We start from the raw sequence: 18,195 nt of genomic DNA on the forward strand, positions 1-18,195 counted from the left end.
CGTCGACGAGACTGCAAGGCTGGTCAACGAGGCAGGACGCGCGCGTCGCCCGAGCCCGTGCGGACGCTGACCTTGCGCGGCGAGCTCGAGTCGTCGGTCACCTTCACCTGGGCGTCGCCGGAACCGACCTCGGTGACGACGTCGTAGGGGACGTTGGGCAGGTAGAGCGTGACGTCGCCGGAGCCGGCCTGCGCCTCGACGCTGTCGGGCGGGTTGGTGAACCTCAGCTCGACGCCGCCCGAGCCGGTCTCCGCGAGGACGCGCTTGCCGCCGAGGTTGTTGGCGTCGATCGTGCCCGAGCCCGCCTTGGCCTCGACCTCGCCCGTCAGGGAACGCATCGTGACGTCGCCCGACCCGGCCTCGGCCGCGATCCGCAGGCCCTTCGGCACCTCGATCGTGTAGTCCACCCAGCAGCTGTCGCCGCGCGCGCAGTCGTAGCGCAGTTCAAGGGTGTCGCCCTTCACCTCGTGCGTGGTCTCGGGCTCGTGGTCTCGCCAGTGCTGCTTCTCGGTGACCTTGATCCCGGTCCTGCCGGTCTCGTTGATCACGATGTCGCCGGCGCCGCTCATCACGTCCAGAACCGCGACCTTGTCTTTCACCTCGTAGGTCTCGGTCTTCTCGTCGGCGGGCCCGCTCATCGCCATGAATCCACTGCCGCAGCCGGTCAACGCGGTCGTGGCCAACACCAGCGCACCCAGGGCCACCAGGCCTTTCGTCCTCATGTCTCCATGCTGCTCCGGCGATGGGAAAGGCAGCATCGGGGATCGCCCTTACCTTGTCCCGGACCAACCCTGTGAAGTAGCGTCACTTCCATAATCCAGAACTTGTTTTCCACAATGCGGAAAGAGGCTCCTATGGAGATCACCGGCCCCATGCACGACCGGTTCGAGGAGATCCTCACGCCGGAGGCGCTGGCCTTCGTGGCGGAGCTCCACCGGAAGTTCGACGCGAGGCGCCTGGAGCTCCTCGAGGCGCGGCAGGCCAGGCAGGCCGAGCTGGCGGCCGGCGGCACGCTCGACTTCCTGCCCGAGACCAAGCAGGTCAGGGAGGGCGAGTGGCGGGTCGCGCCGCCCGCCCCCGGCCTGGAGGACCGCAGGGTCGAGATCACCGGGCCGGTCGACCGCAAGATGACCATCAACGCCCTCAACTCCGGCGCCAAGGTGTGGCTGGCCGACTTCGAGGACGCCAACTCCCCGCTCTGGGACAACTGCGTCAGCGGGCAGCTCAACCTGCGCGACGCGCTCGACCGCACGATCGACTTCGAGACCGGCGGCAAGAGCTACGCCCTCAAGCCCGACGCGGAACTGGCCACGATCGTGGTGCGGCCGCGCGGCTGGCACCTCGACGAGAAGCACGCCCTGGTCGACGGGCAGCAGGTCTCGGCCTCGCTGTTCGACTTCGGCCTGTACTTCTTCCACTGCGCCTCCAGGCAGCTGGCCAAGGGCAAGGGGCCGTACTTCTACCTGCCGAAGATGGAGTCGCACCTGGAGGCCCGCCTCTGGAACGACGTCTTCGTGCACGCCCAGCGCGCCCTCGGCCTGGACAACGGCACCATCAGGGCGACCGTCCTGATCGAGACCTGTCCGGCGGCCTTCGAGATGGAGGAGATCCTCTACGAGCTGCGCGACCACTCCGCCGGACTCAACGCCGGACGCTGGGACTACCTGTTCAGCGTCATCAAGAAGTTCCGCACCAGGGGCCGGGAGTTCCTGCTGCCCGAGCGCAACGCCGTGACGATGACCGCCCCGTTCATGCGCGCCTACACCGAACTGCTCGTGCGCACCTGCCACAAGCGCGGCGCCCACGCCATCGGCGGCATGGCGGCCTTCATCCCCAGCCGCAGGGACGCCGAGGTCAACGCCGTGGCGCTGGACAAGGTCAGGGCCGACAAGACGCGGGAGTCCGGCGACGGCTTCGACGGTTCGTGGGTGGCCCACCCCGACCTGGTGCCGATCTGCCGCGAGGTCTTCACCGCGGTGCTCGGCGACCGCCCCAACCAGCTCGACAGGCTGCGCGAGGACGTCGAGGTCTCGGCCGCCGACCTGCTCAACGTCTCCGCCACTCCCGGCGACATCACCGAGAACGGCCTGCGCAACAACGTCGACGTCGCCCTGCGCTACCTGGCCGCCTGGATGGGCGGGCTCGGCGCGGTCGCGATCCACAACCTCATGGAGGACGCCGCCACCGCGGAGATCTCCCGCTCGCAGATCTGGCAGTGGATCCACAACGGCATCACGCTCGCCGACACCGGACAGCCGGTGACCAAGGAGCTGGTCGAGCGGATCATCGCGGAGGAGCTCGCCAAGATCGCCGCCGAGCCCGGCTACGACGAGCACCTGTACGGCCAGGCGGAGGCGCTGTTCAAGGAGGTCGCGCTCGACGACGACTTCGCCGAGTTCCTCACTCTCCCCGCTTATGCCCGCATGCCGTAGCTTTCTGCATCGGGGCCGGCGTCGGCGACCGGTCCCGGGGAGGTGACCATGATCTCGACCGCGCTCACCGAGGACCTGCGCGCGCTGCTGCCCGCGGACTCGGTGATCACCGACCCGGTGCGGCTGCGCACCTACGAGTGCGACGGCCTCACCTATCACCGGGCCATGCCCGGCGTCGTCGTCCTGCCCGAAAGCGCCGAGCAGATCGCGGCGGTGGTCAGGCTGTGCAACGAGCACGGCGTGCCGTTCGTAGCGCGCGGCTCGGGCACCGGCCTGTCCGGCGGCGCGCTCCCCCGCACCGACGGCGTGCTGATCGTCACCTCGAGGATGCGCGCCATCCTCGAGATCGACCTGCCCAACCGCCGGGCGGTCGTGGAGCCGGGCGTGACGAACCTGGCGATCACGGAGGCCGTCCGCGACCATGGCTACTACTACGCGCCCGACCCCTCCAGCCAGCAGATCTGCTCGATCGGCGGCAACGTGGCGGAGAACTCCGGCGGCGCGCACTGCCTGAAGTACGGCTTCACCGTCAACCACGTCGAGGCCTGCGAGATCGTCACGCCCGACGGCGACATCGTGGTGCTGGACCGCCGCGACCCCGGCTACGACCTGCTCGGCGCATTCATCGGCTCGGAGGGCACGCTGGGGATCACGACCAAGGTCACCGTACGGCTCAGCCGCGCCCCCGAGACCGTGACCACGGTGCTGGCCGCCTTCGACGGCATCGAGCGCGGCGGGGAGGCCGTCTCGGCGATCATCGCGGCGGGCATCGTGCCGGCCGCCATCGAGATGATGGACGCGCTGGCCATCGCCGCCGCCGAGGCCGCCGTGGCCTGCCGCTACCCGGAGGGCGCGGGCGCGGTGCTGATCGTGGAGCTGGACGGGCCGCAGGTGGAGGTCGACAGGCAGTTCGAACAGCTGGAGAAGATCTGTTCGGGCGCCTTCGAGCTGCGGGTGGCCGCGGGGCCCGAGGAGCGGGCGGCCATCTGGAAGGGCCGCAGGTCGGCGTTCGCCGCCGTCGGGCGCATCAGCCCCGCCTACATCGTGCAGGACGGGGTGGTGCCGCGCACGGCGCTGCCCGAGGTGCTGGCCGGCATCGACAGGCTCTCCCGCGAGCACGGCATCAAGGTCGCCAACGTCTTCCACGCCGGAGACGGCAACCTGCACCCGCTGGTGCTGTTCGACGACGCCGAGCCCGGGGCGGGCGAGCGGGCCGAGATCGTCTCGGGCCGGATCCTCGACCTGTGCATCGAGCACGGCGGCTCGATCACCGGCGAGCACGGCGTCGGCGTCGACAAGGCCAGGTACATGCCGCGGATGTTCTCGCCGGAGGACCTCGACACCATGCAGCTCGTCAGGTGCGCCTTCGACCCGCGCGGGCTGTCGAACCCGGGCAAGGTGTTCCCCACGCCGCGCCTGTGCGGGGAGGTGCCGGGCGTGCGCAAGGGCGTGCACCCGCTGGTCGAGTCGGGAAAGGCGGAGCAGTGGTGATGCCGAGCGGGGTCACCGTCAGGCAGGCGGACCCCGGCGACGAGGTGGCGGGCGTACGCCCGCGCTGGGTCGCGCTGCCCGAGACGACCGAGGAGGTCGCCGCCGTCCTGAAGGCGGCCGCCGCGGACGACCTCGCGGTCGTGCCCGTCGGCGGGGGCTCCAAGCTGCACTGGGGGCCGCCGCCCGAGCGGTGCGACGTGCTGCTCGACACCTGCTGTCTCAACCGGGTGGTCGAGCACGCCTCCGGCGACCTGGTGGCGAAGGCGCAGGCGGGCGTCACCATGGACGCGCTCGCCGACGTCCTCGCCGCGCGGGGTCAGGAGCTGGCGCTCGACGTCCCGGTGGCGGGCGCCACCGTGGGCGGCACCCTCGCCACCGCGACGGCCGGGCCCCGCGCCTTCCGGTACGGCACCGCCCGCGACCTGCTCATCGGCATCACCGTCGTGCTGGCCGACGGCACCGTCGCCCACTCGGGCGGCAAGGTGGTCAAGAACGTCGCCGGCTACGACCTCGGCAAGCTCTTCACCGGCTCCTACGGCACGCTCGGCGTGATCGCCGAGGCGACCTTCCGGCTCCACCCGGTCGCCGCCGAGCGGCGCTGGGTCCGCTTCCCCGCCCCGCGTGCCGGACAGGGCGCCGATCTCCTCCGGTCCCTGGCCGCCGCCCAGGCCGAGCCGGCGGCCATCGAGGTCGACCGGGCGGGCGACGAGGCGGCGGCCGAGCTGGCGGTCCTGGTGGAGGGCACCGCGGCCGAGCCCCGCGCGCGGGCCGTCGCGGCCCTGGTCGACGGCGCGACCTCCGGCGGCACGGCCGTGGTCGAGGACCGCGCCCCGTCGTGGTGGGGTGCGCTGCCCGACGACGAGGTGCTGCTGGAAGTGCGTTTCCCGGCCTCGCGCGCCGACGAGGTGCTGAGCGCGACACTCGGTCTCGGCGCGACGGCTCGCGGCTCGCTGGCCTCGGGGGCCCTGTGGCTCGGTGGCGGCGAGCGGCTGGCCGCGGCCGTGGCGGCGCTGCGGGAGCGGCTGGGGACGTGCGGCGGCAGGGTCACGGTGCTGGCCGCGCCGCCGTACCAGGGCCAGGACCTGGACCGGTGGGGTGAGATCAGCGCGCTGCCGCTGATGCGCCGCGTGAAGGAACGTTTCGATCCCGGGCGCAGGATGTCTCCCGGCAGGTTCGTGGGAGGGATCTGAGCGGATGGACCCCGAGCTGATCAAGGATTGCGTGCACTGCGGGTTCTGCCTGCCGACGTGCCCGACCTACGTGCTGTGGGGCGAGGAGATGGACTCGCCCCGCGGCCGGATCCACCTGATGGGCCAGCACGTCGAGGGCACCGCCCTCACCCCGGCCATGGCGGGCCACTTCGACGCCTGCCTGGGCTGCATGGCGTGCGTGACCGCGTGCCCCTCCGGCGTCCAGTACGACAGGCTGATCGAGCGGACCCGCGCCGTGGTGGAGCGCGAGCACGTGCGCGACCCGCAGGAGCGGGCGGTGCGCGGGCTCGTGTTCGGCCTGTTCCCCTACCCCCGCAGGCTGCGCGCGCTGCGGCCGACGCTCGGCCTCGCCAGGCGGCTGCAGCCGCTGCTGGACAGGGCGCATCCGAGCCTGGGCGCGATGGTCGCCCTCGCGCCGCCGCCGGTCAGGCGGCAGCGGCTGCCGCGCCGCGTCACGGCCGTCGGGCCGCGCAGGGCGGTGGTCGGGATGCTGACCGGCTGCGTGCAGGGCGAGTTCTTCCCCCAGGTCAACGCGGCCACCGCGCGGGTGCTGGCGCTGGAGGGGTGCGACGTGGTGATCCCGCCGCGCCAGGGGTGCTGCGGCGCGCTGAGCGTGCACTCCGGGCGCCCGGACCAGGCCAGGCGCTTCGCCAGGCGGACGATCAGGATGTTCGAGCGGGCCGGGGTGGACACGGTGGTGGTGAACGCGGCGGGCTGCGGCTCGTCGATGAAGGAGTACGCGGAGCTGCTCGGCGACCGGCCGGAGTGGGCCGCCAGGGCACGCGCGATCAGGACGGTCGACCTGGCCGAATGGCTGGCCGAGCTCGGGCCGGTGGCCAAGCGGCATCCGCTGCCGGTGACCGTGGCCTACCACGACGCCTGCCACCTGGCGCACGCCCAGGGGATCAGGAGGCAGCCGCGGGAACTGCTGCGCGGCATCCCCGAACTGTCGCTGCGGGAGATCCCCGAGTCGGACCTGTGCTGCGGGTCGGCGGGGACCTACAACATCTTCCAGCCCGCGGCGGCGCGCGACCTCGGCGACAGGAAGGCGGCCCGGGTGCGCTCGACGGGAGCCGAGCTGCTGGTGTCGGCCAACCCGGGCTGCACGATGCAGATCGCGGCGGCGATGCGGCGGCGCGGCGAGCAGATCAGGGTGGCGCACACGGCCGAGGTGCTGGACGCCTCCCTTCGCGGCGTGTCGCCCTCGGTCCTCGGCGCTCCCGCAGGGAGGCGCGCGTGAGCGTGCAGTCGGTCGACCGGGCGCTGGACGTCCTGGAGGCGCTGGCCGCGCACGGCGGCGAAGCGGGCCTGTCGGAGATCGCCGCCCGCACCGGCCTGCCGTACGGGACGATCCACCGGCTGCTGCAGACGCTGCTGGTCCGCGGGTACGTGCGGCAGGAGTCGGACCGCAGGTACGCCCTGGGCGGCGCGCTGGTACGGCTGGGCGGGGTGGCCGAGCGCATGGTGGGGGTGTGGGCGCAGCCGTACCTGGCCAAGATGGTCGAGCTGTCCGGCGAGACCGCCAACCTCGCCGTCCTGGAGGGCGACTTCATCGTCTACGTCGCGCAGGTCCCCTCCCCGCGCCGGCTGCGCATGTTCGCCGAAGTGGGCAGGCGGGTGCTGCCGCACAGCACGGCCGTGGGCAAGGTGCTGCTGGCCGACCGCCCGGACGGCGAGGCCATGGCCGTCTTCGAGCGGACCGGCATGCCCAGGCGCACGGCGAACACCATCACCGACGCCGGGGCGATGCGCGCCGAGCTGGCCACGGTCAGGGACCGGGGCTACGCCATGGACCTCGGGGAGGAGGAGCTCGGCGTGCACTGCCTGGCGGTGCCGGTGAACGACGGGGCCCGCGTGGTGGCCGCCATGTCGGTCTCGGGCCCCGCCGAGCGCATCGAGGCCCTCGACCGCGACGAGCTGGCCGAGGGCATGCGGAAGATCGCCCTCGACTTCGGCCGCGAGCTGGGCTCCTCCAACGGCTGGTGAGGTCCCTCCTCAGCGCTTCGGCGTGATGTTGATCGTGCCGTTCTGCGGCACGGGCACCACGTCGACCTTGCCGTCCTGGATGGCCTTCCACAGGATCGCGCCGTTCGGCCCGAGCACCCTGACCAGGTCCTGGATCGACTCCAGCTCGGTCTTCACCTTGGCGTTGATCTGCTGCTGGGCCAGGTTCTGCTGCTTGGCGGCCTGCTCGGCGGCCAGGGCGTTGATGAGGGTGTCCGGCGGCTGCGGCTTCTGGATGGTCAGCACCACGTCACCGCAGTCGCCGGCACCCGCGTAGTTGGGCTGGCAGAAGTACTCCGCGCCCGCGGTCTCCTTGATGAACTGCCGGGCCAGCTGGCCGACCCGCTGCTCCCACTGCTGCTTGACCGTGGGGTCGTTGAACAGCTTCTTCCACTCGAACTCCTGCGAGGCGGCGTCCATCGCCCGGTCGAGCGGCTGCTTGAAGTAGAAGTTGAGCATCTTGGTCCAGCCGCGCGACTCCCCGTCGTCGAAGTAGGCGCCGAACTTGCGGCCGATCTTCTCGTGGAACTGCTGGAGGACCTTGCAGTCGGTGTTGAGCGTGAAGGTCGCCGAGCCCGAGACCTTCATCTCGACGTTGTCCTTCGACACGATGCTGATCCCGCCGGACTCCGCCTCGTCCGATCCGGAGAAGTCGAAGGTCCGCTGGCCGAAGGGGTAGTGGTAGTCGGTGTCACCAGGGCCGAGCCAGGTGGCGCCGCTGGAGGGGTTGATGCAGCGCTCGAACTTGATCGCCTCGAAGGTGCCGCCCGCGTAGTGGAGCACGACCTCGTCGGGTTCGGTGCTGACACGGGAGAAGCCGGTGGCGACGACGATCAGGGCGACGAGCGCGGCGCCCACTGCGGCGATTAACAGTCCCTTTCTCACGCGGCGAGATACTAGCGGGCCGTGCTCACGATCCGGCCCCGAGAACGTCGGTCGGGGAAGGTAGCGTGCGAGTCATGTGTAGAAGCATCAAGACGCTGCGCCCGCCGTACACGGAGGACGTCACCGAGGAGGACGTGCGCGCCGCCGCGCTGCAGTACGTCAGGAAGATCTCCGGCTTCCGCGCGCCCGCCGCCCACAACGCCGCGGCCTTCGAGGCCGCCGTCGAGGCCGTCACCAAGGCCTCCGAGGAGCTGCTGGCGAGCCTGCGGGTGCGCGGCGCCCATTGACAGCCGCACCGGGCGGGGGAATGTTCCTCGTATGCCCCCCATCAGCGGCCTGTATCGCGGCCACGACCGCGAGTCCCAGCTCGACCTGAGGGTCGACGTCGACGGAGCGCGACCGACGGGACGGCTCAGCGGTGACCTGTTCACCACGACCGGCGCGACGACCGCCTACCAGGGCTCGTTCGTCGTGCACCCCACCACCCGGCAGGGTGACAGGATCGAGGGGCAGGGCGCCTTCACCTTCACAGCTCCCGACCGGCACGTGACGGTCACCGTCACCGCCGAGGCGGCCACCGCGACGGTCGCGGGCAGGACCTACCCGCTCGAGCGTGTCTCGCCGTACTTCAGGAGCGTGCTGCTGGAGCAGGACTCGGTGGCGGGGGCGGTGCCGTTCGTGTCCTACGACACGGGCTCGCTGCCGACCCCGTCGGGCCGGCGGGTGCTGAGCGTGGCGGAGGCGTACACCGAGGCGGGCGTGGAGCTGCGCGTCGCCGAGCCGGGCGTCATCCCCGTGGACGGCGCCGGCGAGGATCTGGCGTGGGACGACGCCGAGCTGCACAACGCGATGACCCGGCAGTTCGCCTCGTTCGGCGACGAGGCCGCCTGGCGGGTGTGGCTACTGGTGGCGAGCAGGCACGTCGGCGGCTTCCGCGGCATCATGTTCGACTACAACGACGCCTGCCAACGCCAGGGCGCGGCCGTCTTCCACGACGCGATCAAGGGCGACTCGCCGCAGGCGCAGCGCGCCCAGCTGCGCACCTACGTGCACGAGCTCGGCCACGCCTTCAACCTGCTGCACTCCTGGCAGAAGAACCTGGCCCGCCCGCCCCAGCCGCTCGGCCCGCACGGCGGCTTCGGCGACCTGTCGTGGATGAACTACGTGCAGAACTACGTGCCCGGCGGCGAGCGCGCCTACTGGCAGGCCTTCCCGTTCCAGTTCACCGACGCCGAGCTGATCCACCTGCGCCACGGCTTCTTCCGCGACGTGGCCATGGGCGCCAACGCGTTCGGCACGGGCGCCGCCGAGATCGACCCGTTCGAGCAGCCGGTGGCCGACCGCTCGGGGTTGCGGCTGGAGGTGCGGGCGAAGGAGTCCTTCGGCTTCGGCGAGCCGGTCGTCGTCGAGCTCAAGCTGTCGGCCACGGACGAGCCGCGCACCACGCACGGCCACCTGCATCCCGACACCGAGTTCACCCAGATCGCCATCACGCAGCCGTCGGGCAGGACGGTCCTGTACCACCCGATGATGCGCCACTGCGTGGACGACTCACCGCAGATCCGGCTGGACGCCGGCAACCCGGCGATGTACCGCAGCGCCTACATCGGCCACGGCCGCGACGGGCACTACTTCCAGCAGCCCGGCGACTACCAGGTGCGCGGGCAGTACGTCGGCGCCGACGGCTCGCGCATCGTCTCGGCCGCCTGCCTGGTGCGGGTGCGGCATCCGGTCACCACCGACGACCACCAGGTGGGCGAGCTGATGCTGGGCGAGGAGCAGGGCAAGCTGTTCTCGCTGCTCGGCTCCGACTCCCCCGCGCTGCGCTCGGGCAACCAGGCGCTGGAGGAGGTCATCGACAGGTACGGCGACCACCCGCTGGCCGTCTACGCCCGGATGGTCAAGGGTCTGAACGCCGAACGCGAGTTCAAGGACGTCGGCGCGGACAAGAAGCTGCACGTGCGCCCGCCCGACACGGCCGAGAGCATCGCGCTGCTCGGCGCGGTGACCAGGGAGGCGACGATCGACAACATCACCCTCAACATGGTGACGCGCCGCCTGGCCCGCGCCGTGGCACGCAGGGGCGACCTCGATCGGGCGTTCGGGCTGATGGACGACATGGTGTCCAGGTTCGCGGCGAAGGGCGTCAACCCCGTCGTGCTGGGCCAGATCAGGCAGCAGGCGAGGCTGACCAAGCAGGCCCTCAGCGCCGAGACGGCATGACGGTCCGGCCCCGCCCGGCGCGTCAGGTCCCAGCCGGCCCGGCACGTCAGGTCCCAGCCGGCCCGGCGCGTCGGGTCCGGCCCCGCCCGGCGGTCAGCAGGCGGACAGGATGTCCTTCATCGCGGCCTTCTCCGCCGCGGTCGCCCACAGCGCGTACTTCCTCTTGACCTGGATCTGCCGGACGATGTACGCGCACCGGTAGGCCTTGCGCGGCGGCAGCCACGTCGCCGCGTCGGCGTCGCTCTTCTGGCCGTTGAGCGGACCGTCGACGGCCAGCAGGTTCAGCGGGTCGTTGGCGAACTCCTTGCGCTTGTCCTTCGACCACTGCTGCGCGCCCTTCTGCCAGGCGTCCGACAGCGGGATCAGGTGGTCGATCTGCACCTCGGAGCTGGTGTCCTGGCCGCGCCTGAACGTGATCTTCTTGCCCGAGTAGGGGTCGTCGAGGACGCCCGTGAGCACGATGCAGTCGTGCGTGCCCGGCTTGAACGTCTCCTCGCGCAGGTCCCGCTTGAGGATGTCGTTGCGGGTGTCGCACCCGTTGTGGTCGACGTCCGCCCACGCGGGACCGAACTTCTCCCGCTCGAATCCGGTCTTCGGCGCCCGTCCCTTGACCTCGAGCTTGTCGAGGTCCTTGCGCGCCTGGGCGACGTCGCCCGAGGCGGCCTTCTGGGGTTCGGTGTCGACGTCGGCCAACGTGCCGCACCCCGTCACCATCGCCGTCGAGGCCAGCACAACCGCCAACATCCGCTTCATTCGTAAAATTCTAGGATTAAAGCGGTCAAGACCTCGACTATCTGGTCAGTCAGGTATCAAACGCAGGGAGATCCCCGACGCGACTCCTCAGCGGACATGCTGCGGCGCCTCCGGCACCGGGCAGCCGAGCAAGGCATCGCCACCACCGTGTTTCACCAGCGCATGGAGACCCTGAACCTGCCCCGCAACTACCAGGCGATCAGCGGCCGGCCTGACCGTGACCGCGGTCACCGATCCGCACGGCGAGCGGACCCCCGCCGACCTGCACGTCCGACTCCAAGCCGCCCCCTGACCACTCCGCCCCGGCGCATGGTCAATTGAGCAGGCCCAGGGGCCGACCGGGCTGGGCGGGCAGTCCCGGCTCGGTCAGGTGATGAGCAGACCCCCGTCGACCGGCAGCACCACGCCGGTGACGTAGGAGGCGGCGTCGCTGGCCAGGAAGACAGCCGCGGCGACCAGCTCGGCGGCCTCGCCCACCCGCTTCATCGGCACGCGCGCCTCCAGCATCGCCTCCACGTAGCCGGGCGGGTACGCCTCGGTCATCTCCGAGTGGAAGAAGCCGGGCTCCAGGCAGTTGACCCTGATGCCCTTGCGGCCCGTCCACTGCTGGGCCAGGTCGCGGGTCAGCCCGACGACCGCCGCCTTCGAGGCGCTGTAGGCGGCCTGCGGCAGGCCCGCGGTCGTCTCGCCGAGGATGCTGCCGACGTTGATGATCGACGAGCCGGGACGCATGACCCGGCCACAGGCCTGCGCCATCCAGTAGGTGCCGTGCAGGTTGATGTCGACGACCTGGCGGAACTGCTCGGGCGTCTCCCGCGTGGCGGGCACCGCCGTACCGATGCCGGCGTTGTTGACCAGGACGTCGACGGCGCCGAACGCGGACATGGCGGCCTCGACCAGCGCGTCGCAGTCGGCGACGACGGTCACGTCGGTCGGTACGGCCACGCACCGCCGCCCGGTCTGCTCGACCAGCCGTCGCGTCTCCTCCAGCCGGTCCTTGCGACGGGCGCCGATCACGATGTCGGCGCCCGCCTCGGCCAGCCCCCGCGCGAAGGCCACGCCCAGCCCCGAGGAGGCACCGGTGACGATCGCGACCTTCCCGCGCAGGCTGAACCTGTCGAGCATCTAGAGTCCGTACTCCTTCACGATCCGCTCGTGGCGCTCCACCTCGACGTCGACCTCCCTGGCCAGGTCGAGCCAGGCCAGCGGGTGGACCCACCGCTCGGTGGCGTCGTCGAGGAGGGCGTCGACCTCGACCGCCGACACGTTGGGCGGCACCGCGACCCAGCCGAACACGCCGGGCAGCTGCTCGCCGGTCGTCGGGTGGGTGACCTGGTAGGTCTCGTCGCTGTAGACCCACATCGGCCAGCCGCGCTCGGCCATGACCTCGGTGAACTCGGCCCAGTCCTCCTCGCTCGGCGCGGCGCCGTCGAAGAAGTAGCTGGTGTAGCCGCCGGGACGGAGCATGCGGACCGCCGCGAACGGGGGCACGAAGTTCTGCTGCTCCTGCGGGTCGTCGGGAACCGGCTCGAGCAGCTGCGGGTCGAAGACGACCAGGTCGCCCGCGTTGTACTCCATGCCGCGCGGCTGCGGCAGGGCGAGCCGCGCGGTGGCCGGACCGGTGCGGATGGACAGCACCTGGCGCTGGCCGCCGTCGGGCGCCGGCAGGATGATCCTGACCAGGCCCAGCTCCTCCTCGATCGGGCCCTCGGCCGACTTGACCGGCATGCCGATCTTCTTGGCGCCGACGCGGACGGTCTCCCAGTCTTCGGCCGAGGTCGCCATGACGATCATGCGCCAGACGTCCTCGTCGGTGATGTCGTCGGTGTCGAGGGCCTCGCGCAGCACCTGGGCGCCCTTGGCGTCCTGGTCGAGCTGCTGGCTGGCGCCCGCCAGCGCGCGCCGCGCCTCGATGCCGGCACCCGCGGCCAGCGCCTGCTCGGCCTCGGCGACGGCCGGCTCCCACCGCTCGCGGGCGATGTGGAGCCTGGCGAGCGCGAGGTGCTTGAGCTTGCCCGGCAGCAGCTCGGCCATCTGCTCCAGCCGCTCGTCCTGGCGGGCCTCGACGAGCAGGTTGGTCAGGAAGTCGACGTCCTGCGGGTCGGCGGTGGCCGCCCCGCCGGTGTCGACGAGCATCTTCCAGTAGATGTCGGCGCCGGTGGCGGGGTAGCCCAGGAAGCCGAGCGTGGTGGTGTGCCGGCGAGTGGCCTCGATGTCGGTGCCGGACAGCGGGGCCAGCCAGCCGACCCACTCCTCGGGGTTGGCGTTGATGCCGTCGGCGGCGTCGAAGTAGGCGACGCGCTCCTCCAGCGGGCTCGTGGCCTCGGGCGGCGTGGTGGCCGCGGCGGCGGCGCGCAGGGCGGCGACCCGCTCGGTCACGTCCTCGGCCGCGCGCAGCTCGGCCGAGGCCTGCTCGGCCAGGTCGGCCAGCAGCTCGGCCTGCCAGACGCCCTTCCTGTCGACGGCGAGGTCGCCGGCCACCAGGGCCAGCTCGACGCGGGCGCGGTAGCCGCCCATCATGCCGAAGTAGTCGATCCACTGGCGGAGCACGCGCCCGAGCTGCCAGGTGTTGGTGATCTGCGCCGAGCCGGCCAGCTTGGCGACGGCCTGCGCCCACTCGACGAAGTCGCGCGGGTGGTTGCCGACGACGTCGAGGTCGGGCAGCGCGTCGACGGCCTCGGTGGTGCGCCCCAGCGTCGCGAGGATCAGCGCACGGCGCACGCCCTCGCGGTGGGGCTTGGCGACCGGGTCGTCGGGCTTGAAGTCGGCGGCGGACTGGATGGCGGCCAGCGCGTCGTCGGCGCGGCCCGCGGCCAGCAGCGCGCGCGAGCTCTCGGCCCCGAGCTCCCAGCCGGCCTCGCGGCTGACCGCGCCGAGGCGCTGGATGGCGGCCTCGGCGTAGGCGACGGCCTCGTCGGCCCGGCCGGCGTCGGTCAGCGCCGCGACGTACTGCGTGATCAGGCCCGAGTAGGCGGGGTCGGTCGGCTCGACCGCCTCGATGGCCGGGCCGAGGGCGGCAAGGCGCTCGTCGGCGTAGCCGGGGCCGTCGGCGTTGGCGAGGGTGATCGCGTACGCCTCCACGGCCGCGGGCGCCGACGGGCAGTCACGCACGTCTTCGCGCTGGGCGAACGCCCGCAGCGCCTCGGCGTCGTCGATGGCGACCGCGCCCTGGGCCCTGTCGCCGATGCGGCCGACCAGATGCCAGTAACGGGCGTAGAACTCGAGCCACGGCAGGCCGAGGCTCTCCGCCTGCTGCGCGATGGCCGGGGCCATCACGTCGAGCTGCGGGTATCGACCCTCGTAGGCCTGAGCAGGCAGGTCGCCCAGCGCCATGGCGAACGGGGCGTTACCCGCCTCGGAAAGCTGCTGCTGGGTTTCGCCGACCCAGGCCCAGATGTCCACGTCCATGGGCAGCCAGTCTGCCAGGTCAACGGACGTGCCCCAAACGCATCAAGGTGACGAGCTCGTCGCGTTCCGCGTCGGTCAGGACGGCGAAGGCGGGCGCCATCAGCTCGTCCGTCAGCTCCTCCGCCTCCCGCCGCCGGGCGACGACCGGCTCGGCGACCGCGGGGTACGGCTCGGGCCAGGTGATGAAGCGGGCCATGTCCTGGCCGGACGACAGGCCCAGCGGCGTGCCCTCGTGGTCGGTGGCGAGCGCCGCGGTCAGCGGATCGAGCCCCATGGCCAGGACGGCGACGGCGTGCAGGCCGCCGCGCAGTTCCCTGACCACGTGCATGAGCTGGGTGGCCCTGGCGACCGGGTCGTCGGGCAGCGGCACCGCCCGCCAGCCCGCGAACAGCGGGGATCCCAGGACGGAGGCGGCGCCGGCGACCTTCTCCAGGAGGTGGGCGATGCGGTCGCAGCCCTCGACCGCGCCGAGCTTGCGGCGGCCCCAGGCGTGGCAGGCGCCGGTGTAGAGCGCGACGGCCTCGTCGACGGGGAGCTTGCGGCCGCCCTCCCAGCTCTCGCGCACGTGCTCCGGCGGGAAGAAGACCACGACGGAGGTGACGACGTCCGCGTCGACCTCGCCGAGGACCCCGCACCTGCCCCTGAAGTAGAGCTCGCGTGGACCGAGGCCGGTCCGCGCGCACAGCTCCTTGGCCTCGCGGGAGATCATGAAACCGCCGCCGAGCCTGCCGATGGTGCCCTTCACCGCCGCCGCGGCGCCCTTGGAGTCGACCATGCGGCAAGCATCACCCAACAGAACATCGTTCTGCAAGGGCTCTCCGGGATGCGGGTCAGATCGTCAGTTCCCCCGACGCGATGATCACGGCGGGCCCGGCCAGGTAGCTGGTGTCCTCGTCGAGCGTGACCGTCAGGATCCCGCCGGGCACCTCGACCGTCCAGGTGCCGGTGCTCTCCCCGGCCAGATGCGCCGCGGCGACCGCCGTGGCGACCGCGCCGGTGCCGCACGAGCGGGTCTCGCCCGAGCCGCGCTCGTACACCCGCATCAGCGCCCTGCGCGGGCCCACCGCGTTCAGCAGCTCGATGTTGACGCCGTTGGGGAAGACCGCGGGGTCGAAGGCGGGCTGGTAGGTGAGGTCGAGCTGCACGACCGGGTCGCCGATGGCGCATGCCAGGTGCGGGTTGCCCATGTCGACGTGCAGCCCCTGGTACTCCTGACCGTTCACGACGGTGACGCTCGAGCCCAGCACGACCGGCTTGCCCATGTCGACGGTCACATCGCCGTCGGCGGCCAGCCGGACGCGCTTGGTGCCGCCCCTGGTCGCCACGGCGAACTCGCCCGGCTCGGCCAGCCCCGCGTCGACCAGGTAGCGGGCGAAGACGCGCACGCCGTTGCCGCACATCTCGGCGAGGCTGCCGTCGGCGTTGCGGTAGTCCATGAACCATTCGGCGTGGTCGGCCTGGTCGGCGACCTCCGGGCTGAGCTTGGTCCTGACCGCGTGGAGCACGCCGTCCGCGCCGATGCCAGCCCTGCGGTCACACACCGCCGCCACCCTGGCCGGAGGCAGGTCGAGCGCTCCGTCGGGATCGGGGAGGATGACGAAGTCGTTGTCGGTGCCGTGCCCCTTGAGGAATCTCATGCCTCAACCCTATCCAGGGCCTGCTGGAGCAGGTCCGGCGCGTCGAAGGGCAGCCAGACCACCCTCGGGTCGCGGCGGAACCACGACTCCTGGCGCCTGGCGAACCTGCGCGTGGCCCTGACCGTCTCCTCGAAGGCCTGCTCCTCACTCCACTCGGCGTCCAGGAAGCGCAGCACCTGCGCGTACCCCAGGGCCCTGCCAGCCGTACGGCCCAGCGCCAGGCCGAGCGGGAGCAGCCCGCGCACCTCGTCGACGAGCCCGGCCTCCCACATGCGCCGGACGCGCAGCTCGATGCGCTCGTCGAGCACCGGCCGCGGCACCTCGACGCCGAGTTGGACGCTCGGGTAGACGGCGTCGTAGGACGGCATGGTGGCCGAGAAGGGCCGTCCGGTCAGCTCGATGACCTCCAGGGCGCGCACGATCCGGCGGCCGTTGCTCGGCAGGATGGCCGCGGCCGCGGCGGGGTCCTTCTCCCGCAGCCGCGCGTGCAGCACCCCGGATCCGCGCTCGGCCAGCTCGGCCTCGAGGGCCGCCCTGATGCCGGCGTCCGTGCCTGGGAACTCCAGGTCGTCCAGCGCCGCCCTGACGTACAGGCCCGAGCCGCCCACCAGGATCGGTACGTCGATGCGGTCCATCAGCGGCCGCACCAGCCGCTGGTACTCCGCCACGCTCGCCGTCACCGTGACGTCCCAGATGTCCAGAAGATGATGTGGAACGCCGCGACGTTCGGATTCATCGAGCTTCGCGGTACCGATGTCCATCCCCCGGTACAGCTGCATGGAGTCGGTGTTGATGCACTCCCCGCCCAGCCGGAGCGCCAGATCCACGGCGAGATCGGACTTTCCGGCCGCGGTCGGTCCGACGACGGCGATCACAGGCTGCTTCCCCACACCGACAAGTGTGACAAGCCGCGAGGTGTGGCCGGTCCACCCGCGAGACCGCGCGGACCGCCCGGCTAGAGGTCGAGCAGCGTCGGCTGCAGGTAGCCCTCGTGGGTGAGCAGCCACCGCTTCGTCTCGACGCCCTCACCGCCGCTGAACCCGCCGAGCCCGTTACCCGCCACCACACGGTGGCACGGCACCACGATGGGGATGGGGTTGGCCCCCATGATCGAACCGATCCCCCGGGCGGGCACCCTCGACTGCGCCCTGCGGGCCAGCTCCCCATAGGTGACGACGGTGCCGTAGGGCACCTGGTGCAGCGCCTGGAGCACCTGGCGCGGCGTCGGGGCGATGAACCGCCAGTCGACCGGCGTCTCGAACACGCGCCGCCGTCCCGCGAAATATTCGGTCAACTCCGACACGATGCCGGCCGTGCGATCCGGGTCGTGAACCTCGACCAGGTCCTTCAGACGCGGGCGCGAACCCCAGCCGGCCGCGACCAGCCCCACCTCCGTGACGGCCAGCGTGAACCTGCCGACGGGCGTCGGGACCTCGGCGTACGCGACCGTGACCGCCTCGGGGCTCGGGTGGGAGGTCATCGTGTCCTCTCGCGAACTCGTGGTGCTCGGCTCATAGACACCGTAACCACAACGGATAGAAATTTCTTTCGAGTACCCCCAGACTACGAGCCGGCGATGACGTGCAGGGCCGGGGAGAACCGGGCAGACTGGAGGAGTGAATCCCCGGTTGCGATACGTCATCCATCGGCCGTACGTCGTGCCTGTCGGTCTCGAGGAACTGGCCGGGCCTACCACCGGGGTGGTCGAGCTGCCCACCCATCTCGATTGGTCGGAGCAGCGCGTCTACGACGTGGATGACGACGCCCAACTGGGCCTGATGTACGAGCGGGTCATCCGGGAGGCGGCTCGGGTCGAGGATCTGCGCGCCTATGTGAACGCTTCGATTCTGATCCGCATCTGGCCGAGGCTCTACCTTCCCGTTCAGGTCAGGCAGGCCTGGGAAGCCCGATTCCGTGACCTGGCGCGGGCCGCGTAAGACCATGGACCCCCTCCACGAACGAGTCGCGAAGATCGGCTTGGCGGCTACCGAGCGTTCGATGTGAACGCGGTCCTGTGCAGCGGCCACCACAAACGACCTCACACGCCTGGCCTCTGACGCAGATCCGGGCTTTGACAAGGCCATGTTCGCCGCGGCGCTGTCCGCTCTCAGTCGTATACCTGATCTGGCGCTGGCCCATCATGGCCTGACG

The 18,195-nt window shown here is 71.5% G+C and carries 17 protein-coding genes; 8 read left to right on the forward strand and 9 right to left on the reverse strand.

Annotation, left to right across the window (positions count from 1 at the left end):
* Positions 1-23 precede the first annotated feature (23 nt).
* Positions 24-722 (reverse strand): DUF4097 family beta strand repeat-containing protein, encoded by a 699-nt coding sequence (locus ABZX22_RS06775; RefSeq protein ID WP_354906615.1) that lies wholly within the window; start codon positions 720-722, stop codon positions 24-26.
* A 132-nt stretch (positions 723-854) separates the two neighbouring features.
* On the opposite strand from ABZX22_RS06775, the gene aceB reads away from it, so the two are divergent.
* The 5 genes from aceB to ABZX22_RS06800 are packed head-to-tail and all read left to right on the forward strand — an operon-like array spanning position 855 to position 7,120.
* Positions 855-2,432, forward strand: coding sequence for a malate synthase A (gene aceB, locus ABZX22_RS06780; protein WP_354906616.1), 1,578 nt, complete (start codon positions 855-857; stop codon positions 2,430-2,432).
* 48 nt (positions 2,433-2,480) lie between these two features.
* Complete coding sequence (locus tag ABZX22_RS06785; protein ID WP_354906617.1) at positions 2,481-3,923, forward strand: FAD-linked oxidase C-terminal domain-containing protein; 1,443 nt, start codon at positions 2,481-2,483, stop codon at positions 3,921-3,923.
* On the forward strand, positions 3,923-5,113 hold the full coding sequence (locus tag ABZX22_RS06790) for an FAD-binding oxidoreductase (protein ID WP_354906618.1): 1,191 nt from the start codon (positions 3,923-3,925) through the stop codon (positions 5,111-5,113). Before ABZX22_RS06785 ends, ABZX22_RS06790 begins: the two co-directional genes overlap by 1 nt.
* A gap of 4 nt (positions 5,114-5,117) precedes the next feature.
* Positions 5,118-6,374, forward strand: coding sequence for a heterodisulfide reductase-related iron-sulfur binding cluster (locus ABZX22_RS06795; RefSeq protein ID WP_354906619.1), 1,257 nt, complete (start codon positions 5,118-5,120; stop codon positions 6,372-6,374).
* Positions 6,371-7,120, forward strand: a complete 750-nt coding sequence (locus ABZX22_RS06800; protein ID WP_354906620.1) for an IclR family transcriptional regulator — start codon at positions 6,371-6,373, stop codon at positions 7,118-7,120. Before ABZX22_RS06795 ends, ABZX22_RS06800 begins: the two co-directional genes overlap by 4 nt.
* 9 nt (positions 7,121-7,129) lie before the next feature.
* Here the strand turns inward: ABZX22_RS06800 and ABZX22_RS06805 are convergent, their stop codons facing one another.
* Positions 7,130-8,023: an SPFH domain-containing protein gene (locus tag ABZX22_RS06805; RefSeq protein ID WP_354906621.1), complete on the reverse strand. Its 894-nt coding sequence runs from the start codon at positions 8,021-8,023 to the stop codon at positions 7,130-7,132.
* A 74-nt stretch (positions 8,024-8,097) separates the two neighbouring features.
* On the opposite strand from ABZX22_RS06805, the gene ABZX22_RS06810 reads away from it, so the two are divergent.
* Positions 8,098-8,310: a DUF2277 family protein gene (locus ABZX22_RS06810; protein WP_354906622.1), complete on the forward strand. Its 213-nt coding sequence runs from the start codon at positions 8,098-8,100 to the stop codon at positions 8,308-8,310.
* Positions 8,311-8,341: 31 nt separating this feature from the next.
* Complete coding sequence (locus ABZX22_RS06815; RefSeq protein WP_354906623.1) at positions 8,342-10,246, forward strand: hypothetical protein; 1,905 nt, start codon at positions 8,342-8,344, stop codon at positions 10,244-10,246.
* A gap of 93 nt (positions 10,247-10,339) precedes the next feature.
* On the opposite strand, the gene ABZX22_RS06820 is transcribed toward ABZX22_RS06815, so the two are convergent.
* The 7 genes from ABZX22_RS06820 to ABZX22_RS06850 all read right to left on the reverse strand — a co-directional run bounded on the left by ABZX22_RS06820 (position 10,340) and on the right by ABZX22_RS06850 (position 17,524).
* Positions 10,340-10,999: an HNH endonuclease family protein gene (locus tag ABZX22_RS06820; RefSeq protein WP_354906624.1), complete on the reverse strand. Its 660-nt coding sequence runs from the start codon at positions 10,997-10,999 to the stop codon at positions 10,340-10,342.
* Positions 11,000-11,365: 366 nt separating this feature from the next.
* Positions 11,366-12,124 (reverse strand): glucose 1-dehydrogenase, encoded by a 759-nt coding sequence (locus tag ABZX22_RS06825; RefSeq protein ID WP_354906625.1) that lies wholly within the window; start codon positions 12,122-12,124, stop codon positions 11,366-11,368.
* On the reverse strand, positions 12,125-14,407 hold the full coding sequence (locus tag ABZX22_RS06830) for a tetratricopeptide repeat protein (protein ID WP_354906626.1): 2,283 nt from the start codon (positions 14,405-14,407) through the stop codon (positions 12,125-12,127).
* Positions 14,408-14,426: 19 nt separating this feature from the next.
* A complete protein-coding gene (locus ABZX22_RS06835; RefSeq protein ID WP_354906627.1) occupies positions 14,427-15,182 on the reverse strand; it encodes a hypothetical protein in 756 nt (251 codons plus the stop codon).
* A 55-nt stretch (positions 15,183-15,237) separates the two neighbouring features.
* Positions 15,238-16,044, reverse strand: a complete 807-nt coding sequence (gene dapF / locus ABZX22_RS06840; protein ID WP_354906628.1) for a diaminopimelate epimerase — start codon at positions 16,042-16,044, stop codon at positions 15,238-15,240.
* Positions 16,041-16,934, reverse strand: a complete 894-nt coding sequence (gene miaA, locus ABZX22_RS06845; RefSeq protein ID WP_354906629.1) for a tRNA (adenosine(37)-N6)-dimethylallyltransferase MiaA — start codon at positions 16,932-16,934, stop codon at positions 16,041-16,043. Before miaA ends, dapF begins: the two co-directional genes overlap by 4 nt.
* Positions 16,935-16,999: 65 nt before the next feature.
* Positions 17,000-17,524, reverse strand: a complete 525-nt coding sequence (locus ABZX22_RS06850) for a methylated-DNA--[protein]-cysteine S-methyltransferase (RefSeq protein ID WP_354906630.1) — start codon at positions 17,522-17,524, stop codon at positions 17,000-17,002.
* A 148-nt stretch (positions 17,525-17,672) separates the two neighbouring features.
* On the opposite strand from ABZX22_RS06850, the gene ABZX22_RS06855 reads away from it, so the two are divergent.
* Positions 17,673-17,981: a hypothetical protein gene (locus ABZX22_RS06855; RefSeq protein ID WP_354906631.1), complete on the forward strand. Its 309-nt coding sequence runs from the start codon at positions 17,673-17,675 to the stop codon at positions 17,979-17,981.
* Positions 17,982-18,195: the final 214 nt, after the last annotated feature.

Origin of the sequence: Nonomuraea sp. NPDC003804 (assembly GCF_040610675.1) — a bacterium.
Lineage (GTDB): Bacteria > Actinomycetota > Actinomycetes > Streptosporangiales > Streptosporangiaceae > Nonomuraea.

Bases quoted from the DNA above. Each gene is read 5' to 3' on its own strand.
- ABZX22_RS06820 (WP_354906624.1), bottom strand. From the start codon at position 10,999: ATGAAGCGGATGTTGGCGGTTGTGCTGGCCTCGACGGCGATGGTGACG.
- ABZX22_RS06850 (WP_354906630.1), bottom strand. From the start codon at position 17,524: ATGACCTCCCACCCGAGCCCCGAGGCGGTCACGGTCGCGTACGCCGAG.
- ABZX22_RS06785 (WP_354906617.1), top strand. From the start codon at position 2,481: ATGATCTCGACCGCGCTCACCGAGGACCTGCGCGCGCTGCTGCCCGCG.
- ABZX22_RS06835 (WP_354906627.1), bottom strand. From the start codon at position 15,182: ATGGTCGACTCCAAGGGCGCCGCGGCGGCGGTGAAGGGCACCATCGGC.
- ABZX22_RS06790 (WP_354906618.1), top strand. From the start codon at position 3,923: ATGCCGAGCGGGGTCACCGTCAGGCAGGCGGACCCCGGCGACGAGGTG.
- ABZX22_RS06825 (WP_354906625.1), bottom strand. From the start codon at position 12,124: ATGCTCGACAGGTTCAGCCTGCGCGGGAAGGTCGCGATCGTCACCGGT.
- ABZX22_RS06810 (WP_354906622.1), top strand. From the start codon at position 8,098: ATGTGTAGAAGCATCAAGACGCTGCGCCCGCCGTACACGGAGGACGTC.
- ABZX22_RS06815 (WP_354906623.1), top strand. From the start codon at position 8,342: ATGCCCCCCATCAGCGGCCTGTATCGCGGCCACGACCGCGAGTCCCAG.
- ABZX22_RS06830 (WP_354906626.1), bottom strand. From the start codon at position 14,407: ATGGACGTGGACATCTGGGCCTGGGTCGGCGAAACCCAGCAGCAGCTT.
- ABZX22_RS06775 (WP_354906615.1), bottom strand. From the start codon at position 722: ATGAGGACGAAAGGCCTGGTGGCCCTGGGTGCGCTGGTGTTGGCCACG.
- ABZX22_RS06795 (WP_354906619.1), top strand. From the start codon at position 5,118: ATGGACCCCGAGCTGATCAAGGATTGCGTGCACTGCGGGTTCTGCCTG.
- aceB (WP_354906616.1), top strand. From the start codon at position 855: ATGGAGATCACCGGCCCCATGCACGACCGGTTCGAGGAGATCCTCACG.
- dapF (WP_354906628.1), bottom strand. From the start codon at position 16,044: ATGAGATTCCTCAAGGGGCACGGCACCGACAACGACTTCGTCATCCTC.